At 45.0% G+C, this 17301-nt stretch carries 11 protein-coding genes; 2 read left to right on the top strand and 9 right to left on the bottom strand.

The features are described 5' to 3' along the window. Positions 1 to 6 precede the first annotated feature (6 nt). A complete protein-coding gene (locus FXO21_RS25240) occupies positions 7 to 3240 on the bottom strand; it encodes a SusC/RagA family TonB-linked outer membrane protein (RefSeq protein ID WP_149642685.1) in 3234 nt (1077 codons plus the stop codon). A 431-nt stretch (positions 3241 to 3671) separates the two neighbouring features. On the opposite strand from FXO21_RS25240, the gene FXO21_RS25235 reads away from it, so the two are divergent. After that, positions 3672 to 5540 (top strand): gliding motility-associated C-terminal domain-containing protein, encoded by a 1869-nt coding sequence (locus tag FXO21_RS25235; RefSeq protein ID WP_225865859.1) that lies wholly within the window; start codon positions 3672 to 3674, stop codon positions 5538 to 5540. Between the two features lie 11 nt (positions 5541 to 5551). Here the strand turns inward: FXO21_RS25235 and FXO21_RS25230 are convergent, their stop codons facing one another. Together FXO21_RS25230 and FXO21_RS25225 are read right to left on the bottom strand one after the other, a co-directional pair. After that, on the bottom strand, positions 5552 to 5932 hold the full coding sequence (locus tag FXO21_RS25230; protein ID WP_149642683.1) for a helix-turn-helix transcriptional regulator: 381 nt from the start codon (positions 5930 to 5932) through the stop codon (positions 5552 to 5554). Between the two features lie 156 nt (positions 5933 to 6088). After that, positions 6089 to 6904 (bottom strand): 2,3,4,5-tetrahydropyridine-2,6-dicarboxylate N-succinyltransferase, encoded by an 816-nt coding sequence (locus FXO21_RS25225; protein ID WP_149642682.1) that lies wholly within the window; start codon positions 6902 to 6904, stop codon positions 6089 to 6091. A 401-nt stretch (positions 6905 to 7305) separates the two neighbouring features. Between FXO21_RS25225 and gap the strand changes: the two genes are divergently transcribed. Beyond that, positions 7306 to 8319, top strand: a complete 1014-nt coding sequence (gene gap, locus FXO21_RS25220) for a type I glyceraldehyde-3-phosphate dehydrogenase (protein WP_149642681.1) — start codon at positions 7306 to 7308, stop codon at positions 8317 to 8319. A gap of 56 nt (positions 8320 to 8375) precedes the next feature. On the opposite strand, the gene trmB is transcribed toward gap, so the two are convergent. The 6 genes from trmB to FXO21_RS25190 all read right to left on the bottom strand — a co-directional run bounded on the left by trmB (position 8376) and on the right by FXO21_RS25190 (position 17164). Beyond that, entirely contained in the window at positions 8376 to 9035 is a 660-nt protein-coding gene (gene trmB / locus FXO21_RS25215; RefSeq protein ID WP_149642680.1) for a tRNA (guanosine(46)-N7)-methyltransferase TrmB, read from the bottom strand. A gap of 13 nt (positions 9036 to 9048) precedes the next feature. Next, on the bottom strand, positions 9049 to 10347 hold the full coding sequence (locus FXO21_RS25210; protein ID WP_149642679.1) for a bifunctional folylpolyglutamate synthase/dihydrofolate synthase: 1299 nt from the start codon (positions 10345 to 10347) through the stop codon (positions 9049 to 9051). A gap of 6 nt (positions 10348 to 10353) precedes the next feature. Continuing rightward, a complete protein-coding gene (locus tag FXO21_RS25205; RefSeq protein WP_149642678.1) occupies positions 10354 to 11280 on the bottom strand; it encodes a hypothetical protein in 927 nt (308 codons plus the stop codon). 85 nt (positions 11281 to 11365) lie between these two features. Next, a complete protein-coding gene (locus FXO21_RS25200; protein WP_149642677.1) occupies positions 11366 to 12412 on the bottom strand; it encodes an HU domain-containing protein in 1047 nt (348 codons plus the stop codon). A gap of 30 nt (positions 12413 to 12442) precedes the next feature. Then, positions 12443 to 14110 carry a TonB-dependent receptor gene (locus FXO21_RS25195; protein WP_225865858.1) on the bottom strand — a complete coding sequence of 556 codons (1668 nt, stop codon included), beginning with the start codon at positions 14108 to 14110 and terminating at the stop codon, positions 12443 to 12445. 36 nt (positions 14111 to 14146) lie between these two features. Further along, the gene (locus tag FXO21_RS25190; protein ID WP_149642676.1) at positions 14147 to 17164 is read right to left on the bottom strand and encodes a tetratricopeptide repeat protein; all 3018 of its coding nucleotides are present in this window, start codon (positions 17162 to 17164) and stop codon (positions 14147 to 14149) included. Positions 17165 to 17301: the final 137 nt, after the last annotated feature.

The following is a 17301-nucleotide window of genomic DNA, read 5'->3' as shown; positions in this document are numbered from 1 at the left end:
ATATTTTTAGAAGTTAACTTTTAGACCGGCTGAGAAGGTTCTAGGAACAGGATAAGACTCATCGTCATTGTTGAGCTCAGTCCCGCCGCGTACGCCGGCATCAGGGTTATTTCCAGGATATTTTGTGATCAGGAACAGGTTGGCAGCATTGATGAAAATGCGTGCGTCGGACAATACACCTTTCACTTTCGGGATCGTGTAGCCGATCGTTACGTTCTTGATCCAGGTATGCGTGCCGTCATAAACATAACGCTCGCTGCTTTCGCGTGACCATTTGAAATAGTCAGTACCGCCTTGTGAATGCTTGTCAAGCGGATTTGGGCCAGGATTTTGTGGTGATCTCCAGCGGTCTTTCGCTTTGTCCAATACATTGAACACACCGTCCATATTCATAGTAGAAGCCTCAATATTCCGGTAAATGTCGAAATCATACGCGCCCATCATCAGCACGCTGAAATCGAAACCTTTCCAGTCAGCGGCCACAGTCCACGCCCAGTTGAATTTAGGGTTAGGGTTACCGATAATGGTCATATCCTTTGTGTCATAGGAAACGATTCCGTCAGGACCACCATCCGGCCCACCTGCCAAATCCGCGAAAATCATTGCTCCCGGCACTGCACCCTCCTGCAACGGGGCTTTCTTGATTTCTTCTTCGGTATTGAAAATACCCAGCTTCCGGTAACCGAAGATCATACCAATCGGCTGACCAACCTGCTGAATGTTGTAACCTCCGTACTGGCTTCCCTGCAGGATAAAGTCATTTTGACCTCTGATCGCAAGTACCTTATTCCTGTTAACGGTTACGTTGGCATTGGTGCGGACGTTCACTTTTCCCAGTTTGATACGATAGTTTGCAGCAAATTCAAATCCCTGGTTCTGTACTTTACCCAGGTTTTTCAGCGTGGAAGTAAATCCTGAGATCGCTGGAATGCTATAACCGAGCAACATGTCGTCGGTGATCTTTTTGTAGTATTCCAAAGTAAATACCAGACTGTTATTGAAAGTAGCAAGGTCGAGACCAACATTCACCTGATTCGAAGTTTCCCACGACAGCTCTGAATTGGCAAATCGTGTAACCGTTTTACCGGAAGCAAGTGAGTTACCCAGTACGTAGTTGTTAATTCCAAGGAATGCAAGGCTGGCGTAGTTTCCGTCGTCACCTGCATTCTGAGCTACACCGAAGTTGTTGTTCGCGCTCACAGCATAACTGTTGTTACCCGTCATACCCCAGCTGGCGCGCAGTTTCAAATCTGTCAGCCACGATGCTTTTGGAATGAAACGTTCCTCCGAAATCCTCCAACCCACGGATGCAGCAGGGAAATTACCAAACTGGTGACCCTCGCTGAAACGTGAGCTACCCTCGCGACGAATAGATGCGGAAAGCAAATACTTGTCTTTGAAAGAGTAGTTGGCACGAGCCATATAACCGATCATGGTCCAGGTTCTTTCCATCGAATTTGAAGAACGGATAGTCGCATTACCTAAAAATGGCGCCAGATCGTCAGGGAATGTGTTACCACTTCCGTACAAGCCTTTTACCGTTTCCTGCTGCGCAGTATAACCTAACAATGCATCGAAATGGTGGTTTTCTCCGATATTCAGATCGTAGGTCAACAACTGGTCGGCAGCGTAGTTACGCAATTCCTCAGAATCGTCACGTGCCGTAGCAATACGCGGAGGTGCTCCATTGCTACCTGTGGCAACCGGAAGCCCGATTGTCGAGGGAATGAATTCCTTGTATCTGTTATAGTTAATCTTGGTATTCAGAGAAGATCTGAATTTCAATCCTGGCAGGATATTCAACTCCACATAACCATTGGCCAGCACATCGGCGATATTACGGTCGCGATTGATGTTTTTAAGCATATACAATGGGTTTGGAAATCCGAAGACGTCGCCGACACCATTATAGTAAGGGATCAGTTCTCCTTTTTCATCGTACGCAGGGTAGCGTGGATCGGCTATCAGTGTCAGACCAACCTGTGCATTACGACCGTCGGTGCTGGCGAGGCTTGAGCGGGAATAGCTTCCGGCAACGTTTACCCCCATTGTAATGAATTTGTTGACCTTACCCATTAAGTTGGTACGGAGCGAGGCACGGTCGTAATCCGTGTGTCTTAATGCACCCGCTTCTTTGTAGTAACCTGCCGAGATAACAGATTTAATAGGGCCTGAACCTGACGAAAGTGTTACGTTAATGTCCGTATAAGGAGCATTGTTATGCAGGATCAGGTCAAACCAGTTGGTAGAATATTTCGTTTGTTCCGGATAACGAAAATCAATCGGAACTTCCTCGATTGTCGGGTTTCTTTTGTTGGCCAGCAGAAACCGGCCTTCAAATACTTCCTTCTTGAACTGTGCGAAATCCTGCCCGTTCAAAACCTTTGTCTTTCTTGATTCCGGGACATTCTGTACACCATAATCAATTGAAACGTTCAAAGAAGTCTTGCCTTCCTTGGCGGATTTTGTGGTGATCAAGACAACACCATTGGAGCCGCGAGCCCCATAGATTGCCGTTGATGCAGCATCTTTTAACACCGAAATGGTCTCAATGTCATTAGGATTCAAGTTTTGACCAACAGACGTACCTACCGGAAAACCATCAATTACATACAAAGGATCACTGCCGGCACCCAAAGAACTGATACCGCGCACCTTCACTTCAAACTGCTGTCCGGGCGTACCGCTTTTTTGTTTGATAATCACACCAGGAGCCTGTCCCTGAATCATCCTGGTTACATTGGACTTAGGTACTTCTCCAATGTCATCGATATTAATAACCGAGAGTGCCGAGGTAATATCGCGTTTGCGCTGCGTACCGTAACCAACAACCACCACTTCTTCCAGTGCTTTGGTATCGACTTCCAGCTGTACATCCACATTGGATTGGTTTCCGACGGTTATTTCTTTCGTCAGATAGCCCACAAAAGAGAATACCAGCACGCTGGTTCCCGACTCAGGAATATCCAGAGAATACCCCCCATCGGCGTTCGTTACCGTACCCGAACTCGAACCTTTTATAATAACGCTAACACCTGGAAGCCCTTGTCCCTTGTCATCGTTCACCTTCCCTTTAATGGTTCTGTCAATACTGGATTGGGTGGTTGTGGGCTGGGTTGGCTGATCGGGGCCGGCAAAAGTCGGGCCGGTAAATAGAATTCCTGCAAACACCTGAGTAAATACTACTTTTGGAAGTACTTTCAGACAGGGTTTGAAATTCACTAGTCGAGGTAAATTCATAAGTCTAGGATTGGATTTTAGTTAAACATGGTTCATGACTACAGGGCATTACTGGATTTGTCCTTTCTGGCATAAGACGGTGGGTTTTGGTGAAACAATAATGCGTCACGCACGCTAGATGTGATCCTGAACTTTTTGGCGGAAACATGATACAGAAGGGTGAGTAAACGCGTACACTAAAATAAGTACAATTAATGATTTGAATTGTACTTATTTTTCGAAAATTATTGGTATTTGTGAACCGTACTATCCTGTTCTGTCCGGTTAAAACCAAAAAGTGTATGAAAGGAACAATTAATATAATTTGCGTTCAAATAGCTTTACATCCCCTACCGGATACTACCTCGATTAACTAACTTTATAAAACATGTAACGCCTGGTGCTGGAAGCCTATGGATCTCTCTCTACTTCGAAATTTCGCTTTTCTAACGTTGTTAATAAGTTTTACACTCGAATCTTCGGGTAATCATATTGTCGGCGGAGAGTTGCAGATGAATAAGACGGGCTCTGTGAATACCTTTGAAATAAGGCTCGTCCAGTTTTGGGATGCGAACAATCTGGTAATCCCAGGCCCAACCAATGGCGGTAACAGAGATGAGGAAGCTGATATTTACTTTTATCAGAAAAGCAATAACAAGCTGATGGGGACTATGACGCTCCGGTACCGGTCTTCCGAATCGATTGCATTTCAGAATAAAGCCTGCGCAACAAGCCGGTCACTTAGTGTTTCCGCAGGCATTTACACCGGAACGATTACACTCAATTCAAGCGAATATGTTGATCCGGGGGGCTACTATATTACCTGGGAGCGCTGTTGTAGAAATGCCGATATAAATAACATCAAAACCCCGGGAGACAACGGAATGGTTTTCTATCTGGAATTTCCGCCACTATCTCTTCCCAATTCATCTCCTGCTTTTGTCATCCCAAACGGACAATACATTTGCGCGAACAGGCCTTTTACAATGAAAATGAGCGCCTCTGACGCGGATGGCGATGAGTTGCGATATTCCCTGGTCGACCCAATGCGTGGAAACACCACGCCCGGAGAGCCCTTCCTGACCAGTGCGATTGCGAGTCCTTACCCATTAGTTACCTGGGAAACCGGTATCTCGATTGCAAATGTGATTCCTGGCCCGAGTCCGTTGCGGATCAGTAATTCAGGAGAACTTACTGTCACTGCCGGCAGCATTGGCCTCTATGTATTTGCCGTTCAGGTTGAAGAATTCAGAAATGGCAAGCGCATCGGACTCATACGACGAGACTTTCAGCTGCTCGTCATCGATTGTAATGATGATCAGCCTGCACAGCCGGTGATTATGCATAATGATCTTCCGGCTGCCGAGATCACGTTTTGCCCGGAAAGCCCTGTACAACTTGTGACAGAAACATCTCAGGATTGGTCCTATCAATGGCAGCTAAATGGTCTAAACATACCAGGTGCCACCGGCTCCACGATCATGGTCAAGGACTCAGGAACATATTCTGTTATTAAGAGCTACACGAAAAAGTGCTCCCGGGATACAACATCCCAGCTGGTCCGCGCAGCCTTTGCCAAACCGATCGAAGCGATCATCTCTGCGGACCGGGACATCCTGTGTGCGGGAAAGACGATGATGATGCGGGCCAATGGTGGGTCGCTTGCAAGTGGTCAGCAACTAACCTGGGCAAGAAACAATCTGGCTATTGCAAATGAAAATGCGACAATGGAAATTGCTGAGGCAGGCACTTACACGCTGACAATAACCAACGAAAATGTAGGGTGCAAGGGGGTGGACACACTGACCATCGGCAAGGAAGAACTACGCGTATCGCTGCCCGCAAGGAAGGGCATGCTCGAAGGCTCCCGGACAACCTTATCACCTGTTTTGCTGCCGCCGGACGGAAACCATAGTTACCTATGGAGCCCGGCGTATGGACTCGTCTCGGATCCCACGCAGAAGGAAGCGATAGTGGCACCATTCACTGATACCACATACACCCTAACAGTTACTACTGAAAACGGTTGTATTTACGAGGCGGCTACCGAGGTTTATGTTATAGACAAAATGCATATACCCACCGCTTTTTCTCCTAACCACGATGGGCAGAATGACACTTTTGAAATATTCAACGGCAAAGATCAGATCGTAGAAGTGCGGATATATAACCGCTGGGGCGCACTGATTTTTATGTCGTCGGGTTATCCAACTCCCTGGAATGGCACGTACAAAGAGGAACCGGTTCCGGCAGGTAGTTACCCTTATGTGATCAAAACGGCGGAAATGGATCTGACGGGAACGGTCTTGCTTTTAAAATAGCCGGCTGATTATCAGGCTTCGCTGAATTCCTTAAAGGTACCGTCAGTATAAAAGACCACGATCTTGGCGATCTTTCTTTCCCGGGATAATTCAGCGGGAAGCGGTTCTAACTGGGCATTTTTTCTGTTTACATTGACTTTCGCAGTACTTCGGCTGAAAGTCAATGGTTTTTCCAAGGACATTTCTGGCAGCTCATTCTCTTCCATTATCCAATCCAGCCCCAGATCGGGATAGCGTTTAACAATTTTCTGTACCATTTCGAGGCTCGGCTTATTTCGTCCGGCGAGGATATGTGACATACTGGATCGTTGTATTCCAATCTCATCCGCGAAAAGTGAGGGAGAAATGGCTTTGGTTATAAGTATTTGTTTGATTTTGTCGCTCAAATTCATTTATGTAAATTGATTTACAATGATAAACTTTTAAAATGATTTACAAATATACACAGCAATGGGCGAGTTGTATATACAAATGTAAATTATACTTTTGGTCATAAAAAAATACGGCACGTGCGGTACCGTATTTTGCATTCAACTGTTTTAATCTACTTATATAGCAACCTGATTTTCTCGCAATGCTTCGTTCAGTGACGTCTTCAGATCTGTGCTTGCCTTTCTTTTGCCAATAATCAATGCACAAGGAACATGGTAAGTTCCTGCTGCAAATTCTTTGGGTAACATTCCCGGGATTACTACCGAATCTTCTGGGACAAATCCTTTATATTCAACGGGTTCACTTCCTGTTACATCAATGATCTTGGAACTTCCGGTAATAGTTACTCCCGCTCCAAGCACAGCCCGCTTGCCTACGTGAGCGCCCTCAACTACTATACATCTCGACCCTATGAAAGCCCCGTCTTCAATGATGACAGGGGAAGCTTGTACCGGTTCCAGGACTCCACCAATCCCTACTCCCCCACTTAAATGAACATTTTTGCCAATCTGTGCACAGCTTCCGACTGTAGCCCAGGTATCAACCATGGTCCCTTCATCTATATATGCACCAATATTCACGTAAGATGGCATTAGCACAACTCCCTTTGAAATGTAAGCACCATATCTGGCCACTGCTGGTGGAACTACACGCACCCCTAGTTCCTGGTATCCTGTTTTGAGCTTCATTTTATCGTGGTATTCAAAAATGCCAAGCTCGGTAGTCTGCATTTGCTGGATCGGGAAATATAGAATGATCGCTTTTTTCAGAGCCTGGTTGACTGTCCAGCTCCCATCGGGCTGCGGTTCCGCCACACGAAGTCTTCCCTTATCAACTTCCTCTATAAGATCCTTAATGTAATTCCGGGCACTCTCTTCTTTCAAAAGCTCCCTGTTATTCCAGTATTCCTCAATAGTTTGCGCTATGCTCATGTTTAAGTAATGGATTATTGTAAAGTATTTAATTTAATGATTTTCAGTATGTTATGTAGAGTTGTAGAATAATATTTCGTCTCTTTTGCAAGTATTATAGTGTCACAAATAACTACCTCAAATATTCATAAATGGGGGTTGTAGAAGCCAACAATGAATAACGCAATATACTAGGGAATGCTTTAAATAATGAAGGACTACAAGGAATTGTGCAACACAAATTTAAAATACTACATAAATTAGTAAATTTGAGAAAAGTGCTAAACTCGCCAGATTCGAATTTACTAATTTAAATGGTAAATAGCAGCACAGTATCTCCTAGCTCCCTATTTTTGCTTCATTCCGCGGCATTTAACCACCTTTTTCTTATTTTTGCACCGAATTAACCAATCAAATAAGATATGTCTACAGTTAAAGTCGCAATCAATGGTTTCGGCCGCATCGGCCGCCTCGTATATCGTCAGATTTACAACATGGAAGGTATCGAGATCGTTGCTATAAACGATCTAACCAGCCCCAAGGTGCTTGCACACCTACTAAAATACGACACTGCACAAGGCCGCTTCGACGCTGATGTAAAATCAACAGATAACTCCGTGACCGTAAACGGTGAAAATATCGTAATCTACGCGCAACGTGACCCCGCACAAATTCCCTGGGGACAGCACGATGTAGACGTTGTTCTGGAATGTACCGGCTTTTTCACAAGCCAGGAATCAGCAAGCGCACATATTAAAGCTGGCGCGAAAAAAGTTGTGATCTCTGCCCCTGCTACCGGCGATCTTAAAACAATCGTATTTAACGTGAACCATAATATTCTTGACGGTTCTGAGACAATCATCAGCGGTGCTTCCTGTACAACCAATTGCCTTGCTCCTATGGCACAGGTATTGGAAGAGAAATTTGGCATCGTGAACGGCTTAATGACCACCATTCACGCATATACGAACGATCAGAATACACAGGACGCTCCACATCCAAAGGGCGACCTGAGAAGAGCTCGTGCAGCTGCTCAGAATATTGTTCCTAACAGCACAGGTGCTGCGAAAGCAATCGGATTAGTATTACCTTCTTTGAAAGGTAAACTTGACGGATCTGCACAACGCGTTCCTACTCTGACAGGCTCATTGACTGAACTGACAGTAATTCTAGGCAAAGAGACATCTGTGGAAGAAATCAATGCTGCTATGAAAGCAGCTGCAAATGAGAGCTACGGATATACCGAAGACGAAATCGTAAGCAGCGACATTATTGGTATCAACTACGGCTCATTGTTTGACGCAACGCAGACAAGAGTTCAGAAAGTAGGCGATACACAACTTGTTAGAACTGTAAGCTGGTATGATAACGAAATGTCATACGTGTCACAGCTTGTTAGGACAGTTTACTACTTCGCTAGCCTGATCAGCAAATAATGCTGAGCTATTTCAGGTAAAAAACCAAAGCCGCCCGTCTTGAAGACGGGCGGCTTTTATATTAATGCAGCCTTGATATATTTAATGGTGTAGCCTTTTCCCGTAAAGATAGTCTCATAGTGTGTTTTGACACCATAATGATCATCCAGCAAAGGTGATTCATATAGATTATCAGTATGCTCCAGGAGCTTATATCGACTGGCATTTTGTATCGTTTCGAGTGTGTATTCGTACAAGAAACTGCTGTCCGTCTTTAAACAAAATAAGCCGCCCTGCCTTAGGAAACCGGCATATTTATCCAGGAAATGAGGATTTGTAAGCCGTTTGTTTTCATCCTTGTCCCGCACCTGGGGATCGGGATGGATCAACCAAATCTCACTTAGCTCATTCTCTTCGAAGAACTCGTGCGAATATTGAATACCACCGCGGAGAAAAGCAACATTTTGCAGCTGATATTCCGTGGCCAGCGCACTTCCTCTTGCTATTCTGTCGCCCTTAATGTCCATACCGATAAAGTTCTTTTCTGGAAATTTCCTGCCCAAACCCACAGTATATTCTCCCTTCCCGCAGGCCAGTTCCGCTACAATAGGGTTGTCATTTTTAAAGTAAAGCTGGTTCCATTTTCCTTTGATCTCACCATAAAGCGGCTTTCCTGCCTGAATCACATTTTCTGCCTCCGCACTAAAATTGTAGTGATGTAACTTTCTTCTTGTCATTGATAAATAAAAACTATAATTGGTCAAGGTCGGCAACTACAAAAGTACTGCCGCCCACATAAATAATATCGGCGTCATCTGCTTCTGCAATCGCCTGTTTGAGTGCCTCATTTACGTTTTGGAAGGTTTTCCCAACTAATCCATACCTGGCCGCCATCGTCGCCAAATCAGTCGCATTCAAAGCCCGCAAATTCGAGGGTTCACAAAAATAATATACCGCATTCACCGGTAAAAGGCCAAGAATTGAGGAGATATCCTTGTCCTTCACGAACCCCATCACAAAACGCAAACGTTCATGTGGAAGACTTGTAAACTGCGCGATGGTATCTGTCAATCCACCTATATTATGAGCGGTATCGCAATAAACGTCAGGTCGGTGGCCTAACTGCTGCCAGCGACCTTTTAGTCCGGTTAACGAGACCACATCTTTGAGCGCCTGTGAAACATCCTCACTCTCAATCTTCCAACCAAGAGATACAAGCATATCGCGTACAGTCAGAACGCCGGCCAAGTTCTTGGTCTGATACGAACCGGTAAGGTCTAAACGTAACTGTTGACCAGGTTCATCTGAATTGTCACGGCGAGCGTAAATTTGAGCCAGCCCGTGACTTATACCCTGATTTTTAACCTGATACACCTGCGAGCCGAAGGCGAGCGGCGCGTCGAGGTCCTGTGCTTTATTTATGAAAACACCTGCAACCTCCTGGCTTTGGTACTCACTTACTATAACCGGGACATTCTGTTTAATAATGCCGGCTTTTTCTGACGCAATTTCCGACAGCGTTTCGCCTAAAAACTGAGTATGATCAAGGCTCACATTGGTTATAACTGATACAATTGGCTCAACAATATTGGTTGAATCAAGCCTTCCTCCCATTCCCACTTCTATTACTGCAATATCAACCTTGTGGTCTGCAAAATACTTAAATGCCATAGCCACAGTCACTTCGAAAAATGATGGATTAAATCTTTCGATGTTAGATTTTATTTCATCGGTAAATGAAATCACAAAGTCTTCGCCTACGCATTTTCCGTTGATACGGATTCTTTCACGAAAGTCTTTTAAATGTGGAGAGGTGTACAAACCAACCTTATAGCCCGAGTTTTGAAGGATAGCCGCCAGCATGTGCGAAGTGCTGCCTTTCCCATTCGTACCGCCTACATGGATAGTAGGATAAGTATTTTGGGGATCTCCGAGAGACTCGCAAAGCGCTCTGGTAGTATGAAGGCCCGGCTTAAAAGCACGGGCCCCAACATTCTGAAATACGGGTAATCTGCTGTATAGGTAATCCAGCGTTTCCTGATAATTCATTACCTACTATCTAGAACGGATTTTAAATGTAAGGGTTCCGACTGATTCGTCAGGAACATTGGCAGACTTCGGGATGAATGTCAATTCCCGCACTGCACTTTTATATTTATTCACAACCGCGTAATCTGTGACAGTCGTACTCGCTGTAACAATATTTTTGACACGACCATTTCTATCAACTGTAATTTTGAAGGTTATATCACCGGTGGCGTCGGAATTATCGTCTACCACAGGTCTTCTCGACCAGCTCCATCCGGATAGGTTCAAACCCACCGCAGTTCCACCTCCGCCGCCTTCACCCTTGTAAGTTTTGGCAAACAGACTACCACTTTTTGAGCCTTTGTCACCTACGCCTTCCGCATCGTCTCCGTTATTATTTCCGCCTACTCCGCTCTGAGTGCCTGTCGTGCCATTACTTCCCGACTTGCTGCCGGACGACTTGGTAAACAAAGCGTCTTTGTTGACCGCCTTCTCAGGAGCAGGTTTTGACACAGGAGCCGAAGAACTCTCGTTACCCGTGGATTTTTTGACCTCAGTCTTTTCCGGAGCTTCGGCAGGACTTTCTACCTTCGAAGTGATTACGGGCTTCTCAGCAACTGTTTTTGTAGGCTTAGGCGACTCTATTTTTGGCGGTGTGGGAGGTGTTGGTTTCGGTGTCGAAACAGATTTCACTTTCTTCACCTCATCAGCATCAGCCCGCATATTTTGCGCTACTTTACTGTCGTTAGGCTTATTGAAAGTCTGAACATCGCCCTTCCCCACCTTGCTTGTGCCGTAGTTCACTTCAACAAAAAGCTCCATCGGCTCCACCTTTGGTAGCGAGCTGCTCAGCCGGATAAAAAAGAAAATCAGCAGCATTCCCGCCGTTATCCCAAAGGACCAGGCCCAGGAAACAGCAATTCTCTGACGATCCTCTGCTTGTAATGTGACCATTTTACGCTATTTATTATTTCCTCGAAAACGTAAATTTAAGAAAATTCGTATGCAACAAAAAAGGAAGCTTTCGCTTCCTTCCTTACTAGATATTGCTCTTTCTGCCCTTAAAAACCCAACCGGGCTGGCCGATGACCGATTTAAGCTTCGAAGAGGCCCTGTAAGCTTCTTTTTCGGTCTCAAATACGCTGGTCGCGACCTTGACTTTCGTGCTGTACTTATCGCCCGGAATGATCACCGCATTCTCGAACCCTTTTGCTTTGAGGTCTTCCAACAAAACTTTCGCATGCTTAGGTCCTTTAAAAGCTCCGGCAACAACATAAAACCTGGCAACCGGTTTGATTACCGGGGCCGCCGGCGTTACAGGAATATCAACACGAACTGAATCTATTACGACAGCCTTCTCTGCAACCGAATCCGTCATCACAGGAACTGGTGTCTCAGCACTAGCTTTGATTTCTTCTGCGGGCGCTTCAGTCGGCTTTTCTGGTTTAGAAAACAATTCGGTAAATGGGTTCAGGGTACTTTGGATATCTCTGTTTTCAGAATTTACCATAAAAAAGCTGAGACCGCACAGCAGACCAGTGATAACTGCGGCTGTTGCCCACCTGACCCAATTAAATGAGCGTATTTTATCGTCTCCAAATTCCAGCACCTCAACTTCTTCATCAACCGTATACTGCTCGCTGGCAACTTTGGGTTCGAATGCTTTATTAAAGTGCTTTACCTTAATTTTTTCGAATCCGTACCACTCGTCTTTAAAGTATTTCTCAGTCTTTGGTTCAAAAACAAGCTTACCCTCGACGTTCTTTCCAAATTCTCCAATGCCCGCTACACTAGCTTGTCCGGAGGATTCAAGCGTCAACTTCAAACGATCAGTATAGTTTTTAACGTAGTCAACCGCTTCCGAATGTGTCCATTTTTCCTGCCGCGAAATATAATTAGCCAGCAGGCCATCGTCCAGTTTAAGGTATTCGTTGAACGCCAGCTTCTTTGCCGGCGGTGAAAACAAACCGGAGCCTTTATCGTAAGTCGCCGGAATATGGTGTGATATAAGTGCACCAAACCCTGGAATAATTACAAATTCGTACTCGCTAATGAGTTTTCTTAATACGGTTTCAACTGCGATCATGAAGCACTTTTTGGAGTTAACTCGACGAAGTTAAAAAGAAAATGACAATCCTCCAATAAAGTTCAGGCCCTGTTGCGGGTAGTACTGGTAACGTTGATACTGTTTTCCGAACACATTGTTTAGCGAAACAAATGCAGAGAAGTTCTTGGTTAACAGATAGTCTATCTTGAAGTTCAGGTCTGCAATAACAGGCAGTTTTGTAACAACTCCGCTCTGGAAATTTTTTGCTTTTAATCCTCTCAGCATATAAAAATCAGCCGTAACAAATAGCTTTTTACTGATCGACAATGCATTGAACCAGTTGATCGTAAGATCCGGGCGGTGCCAGGCTTCTTCTACATTTGCAACTGCATAATCGAAAAAATTCGCTTTAAGTGAGGTTTTGAAGGCATCATTATAGTTGTAACCGACCTGTGCAGAGATTGTCAGGACTTTGGTTTTTCCAGTGTCATAGATAATAGAAAACCGGGAAGTGTCCGCAAGGGAGTTGTTAAAGTTGTAGAAGTTCCGGTAACTGGTATAGGCTACTTTACCCTCATAGTTGAATCCGCCCGAAATCTCTCCTTTCACGCCTCCGCTTATTTCGGAAGTCTTTTCAGAATTGACGATCAGTACATTTGGACCCAGCCATTGATTTTCACTCAACATACTTCTGAGTGTATTCCTGACAATATCACCATTCCAGCCCCCATAAATGTGAAGGCCGCTCACCGGCGTAACATCCACATTCAGAACAGGAAATGCTTTTGTTTTATTAATGTTCAATTCGCTGTCAGTTTCGTTAACAACGTTAAGTCCCGCCGATACTGTAAAACCCTCGGTAACGTACTTAAATGTTGGTTTCACCCGGAACAGATTCCGGTGATAAGTGAACTGATCTACCCGCTGTGAAAGAAATGCGTCTGCTTCCAGCAGGGCGTAAAACTCTTCCGTGATAGGAATAGAAGCATTTAACTTCGTCCCCCAATCCAATTCAGATCCGCTGTATCGGTCGCGTAATGAGTTCAGACTGGTTTTAACCGAATAATCGACCAGCACCGAGGCGTCTGTATTTTCAAACCCAAGATTTACGCCGAATTGGTTCACTGTTTGCCGGATCGTATCTCTATCGACAATTACGCCTTCGGGCTGAGGCTGATAACCATAGAAATAATAGTTTTTGCGATCGTATTCCAGATTGGCGTCTACTTTGTAAGTACTTCTGATATACTTTCCGCCCAGCTTGATATTCGTTGCGGCATTAGCTGAATTCTTGTTGTCGACAGGTCCGTTGGCAGCTGACAAATGCTTCAATTGTGCAGTAAACGCCAGATCCTCTGCGGGCCGTCCGCCTACGAATGCTTCTCCCAAAAAGCGTCCGTAATTTCCCCCTCCGAGTTTGATGTAGTTGTTAAGTACATCTTTTTCTTCGTTCTTTTTCTCATCTGTGGAGGCACCTACTGCAGGTGTAAGCTTGGGCGCAGATATATTGATCTTCGGATCTATTATCTCGTAGTTGACCTTGGTCTTCCCACTCTCACCCTTGATTGGCTGTACCTTGTCAAAAACCCGGTTCGCAGGCGCAAACTCTATGCTTTTTTCCTTGACGATTTCGTAGGTCTGGCTTTCAATCTCCCCCCTTTGAGCGAATGCACCGTTTGAAACGAATGCGGATGCTAAGGAGAGTATGACAAATCTTGATGCTTGGATTCTAATCATCAGTATTAAATATTTTCTGTTAATCGACGGGGTGAATTACTTTAACTTCTCGATCTCGCTCAACTTTTCTTTCGCAAGCTCAACTGCTTCCTTATCATCTGAATTCTCTATGATGGAATTGAGTGTTGCCTTTGCCTGCCCGATCTCATTCAGGCCTGCATATACGTCGGCAAGCAGAATAAAGGACCTGGCGCGCCAGTAATCAAACCCTTCAAAGGCTTTTCCCAGTTCGATAATAGCAGTTTCCGCTTCCTTATATTTCTTTTGTTTGTAAAGCACCATCGCATTCCAATAGCTTGCCTCCGCGCCAAACTCATCCTTGGATGACCCTGCCACTTTTTTGAACTCCTCTGCTGCCTTACTTAAATCACCTTTTTCATACGGCACTTTACCCAAGTACAATTGCGCTTTACCTACACTTCCCGGAACAACGTTGCCTACATTTATAACCTCTTTTGCATAATACAATGTAGAGTCATAGCTTTTCAGCGTGTAGTAAGTATCCATCAATCCGACCCATGCCTGGGTCTGTTCTTTTTTATTTTCGGAATTGCGGAGTAGTACCCGGAAGTTGGTGACCGCATTATTAAAGTTGCCGCGTCCGATTTCCAGCTCCGCCGAGCGTTGCGCCGACGCAGCCACAAAAGTCGACCGGTTATCCTGAACAACCTGACTATATGCTTGCAATGCTTCATTTACCTTGCCCAGCTTATCATAAGAAGAAGCAATGAAATAGTTGGCATCGTATTTATGTTTGCTGGCGGGGTAGCTCGATTGGAACGCCTGCAAAGCCTGAATTGCATTTTCATATTTCTCCGCATAATAAAGGTTGCGAACGTTGTCAAATTCAACTTCCTCCAGTTTTTCGTTACCAGGATTGTTCTTCCTGACGACGCCGAGTATCTGTGTGAACTCTTCCGGCCTACCAACGGCCGTATAACTTTCCTGAATACCTTCCAGCGCACTGCTCGCGGAAGGCGAATCTGAATATTCCGATAATATTTTTCTGAAATCGACGATTGCCTGTTCGTACACCTGCAAATTATAATATGACTGCGCCCGCCTTAACAGAGCTGCAGGGATCATAAAGCTTTTGGGTGTCTCATTAATCATTCTCGTAAACCCCTTCACAGCGGCAGAATAACTTTGCTTCTGAAAATCGATATCAGCCATTTGAAAATAGGCGTCGTCGAGATAGCGCGAAGACGGATACTGCCGGATAAGCATCTCAAACTGCTTGCGGGCTTCTTCCTCCCGGCTCATGTAAACATAAGCCCGGCCTTTTTGAAAAATCGCATAATCTTTATCCACTTTACCTTTCGCCGCCACCTGTTCATAAGTCCTGATGGCTTCGCTGTAATTCTTGGCCGCCAGGTAACAATCTGCCAGACGGGAATGTGCATCTTCAATCATCTGCGCATCCATTCCTTCTATATTGTTGGTAAATTCCTTGAAGTAAGGCAGGGCTTGCGCATATTTCTTGTCATTATAATAGATATACCCCAGGGCGTACAAACTCTTTTTTGCATAAATACCAGCCTTAGGGTTTTTCGAAATCTGCTGATACAATACAGCCGCTTCATCAGTCTTCTTCAAGCCATAAACCGACTCTGCTTTATAATAGGAAGCGGAATTAACAATTTCCGGATCGATCGGCACTTTCAGTGACTTGTCAAACATCACAACAGCCTCGGCAAACTTCTCCTGATTAAAATCCGCCACGCCCTGGTTAAATGTCAATCGTTGATAAGTCCCATTTATTTTAGCATTCCTTGTTTGCAGCCCCTCAATGTACTTTATCGCTCCTGAACTGTTGCTGGCATTTGCATAGCCTTCCGCTATCAGCTCTGTCGCTTCCTCCTTATGTTTACTTTGGGGGAATTTAGTAAGGAAGTTCGTGAACTCTTTCACTGCCTCCTGGTTATTGCCCGTTTCAAGCTGCACCTTTGCGTGGTTGTAAGAAGCCTCCTCCTGCACGACTTCATTGTACTCTAACCGGGATGCATTGTCGAATGACGTTAAAGCATTACTTAAAGCATTAGTCTTTAAGTAGCTGACACCCAACAAGTAAGATGCATACTGCGAAACAGAATCTTTGCCCGATCCAACAGGCTTCAATGTGCTGATTGTCGCTTCATAATTGTTGCTCCTGAACTGTGAATGTCCGTAATGGAGTGCTACCGCCGGAGGCATTGTACCGGGGCGCAGACGCTTATATCTATCGTAAGCTTTCACCGCCGCGGCATAGTCGCCTTTCTCATAGTAAACCTCCGCAACATAAAGCGCCACGTCGTCCAACTTAGTATTTCCCCTCTGCTGCCCGAGTATCTTTTCTCCATACTGTGTCAGCTGATCAAATTCCTTTAACTGATACATCGAAGAGATGATCCAGTTTGGCGCTTCATTTCTATAATACGCATGATCCTCCACGCGCCGAAAGTCGTCGAGGGCTGCACTGAAATTATTTTTCTGATAGTTGATCACACCTGCATAAAAGGAAGCATCACCCGCGTTGGCAAATGAAGCATCGCTTTTTACCTGATTAAAAAGAGGTAAAGCCAGGTCCGGCTGTTTTGTATTGTAGTAAGACATAGCCAGTTGGTATATGCTTTCCGCCTTTGTGCCGCCGGAAGCAGGCGTCTCAACCGCCTTTTGCAGATAAGTGATGGCTTTCTCATGGTTGCCTGCATTGTAATAATAGCGCCCCAGATCGCCGTAAACCTGCTGTGCTTTCGGATGCTCCGCATGGTTTTTGACAAAGCGATCGACCTGCACTTCCGCCTCAGGATAATTGAGGTACAGACCGGTGACAGCAACGTAATACTCGGCCGTTACCTTGTTATAATCGCTCGTACTGAGCAGTTTATCCTGCGTTTGAAGAAATTCCCCGAATTCCTGTCTGGCTGCAACATAGTTGGACTTCTCATAATACTCGAGTCCATTCCTGAAATGAGCCTCAGGCTCGGTAATACTAAGCGTATTTTGAGCTGATACGTAAGACGTACCGGCACATAAAAGCAATCCGAACGCCGAGGCGCTACATTTTAATACCATATAAGCTGAGTTGGTGGATTTTTGAATGAATTTACTGCGATGGACCATATCTTTATATAAGATTACCTGTGCACACAATTACCGCCTGAAATTGTTTGCTACTTAACGAAACGCGCCTTAAAACCGTATAAATGCTG

It is taken from the genome of Dyadobacter sp. UC 10 (assembly GCF_008369915.1).
Classification (GTDB): domain Bacteria; phylum Bacteroidota; class Bacteroidia; order Cytophagales; family Spirosomataceae; genus Dyadobacter.
The sequence above is the reverse complement of the archived record's forward strand: the minus strand, read 5'-3'. Positions and strand labels throughout refer to the sequence as shown.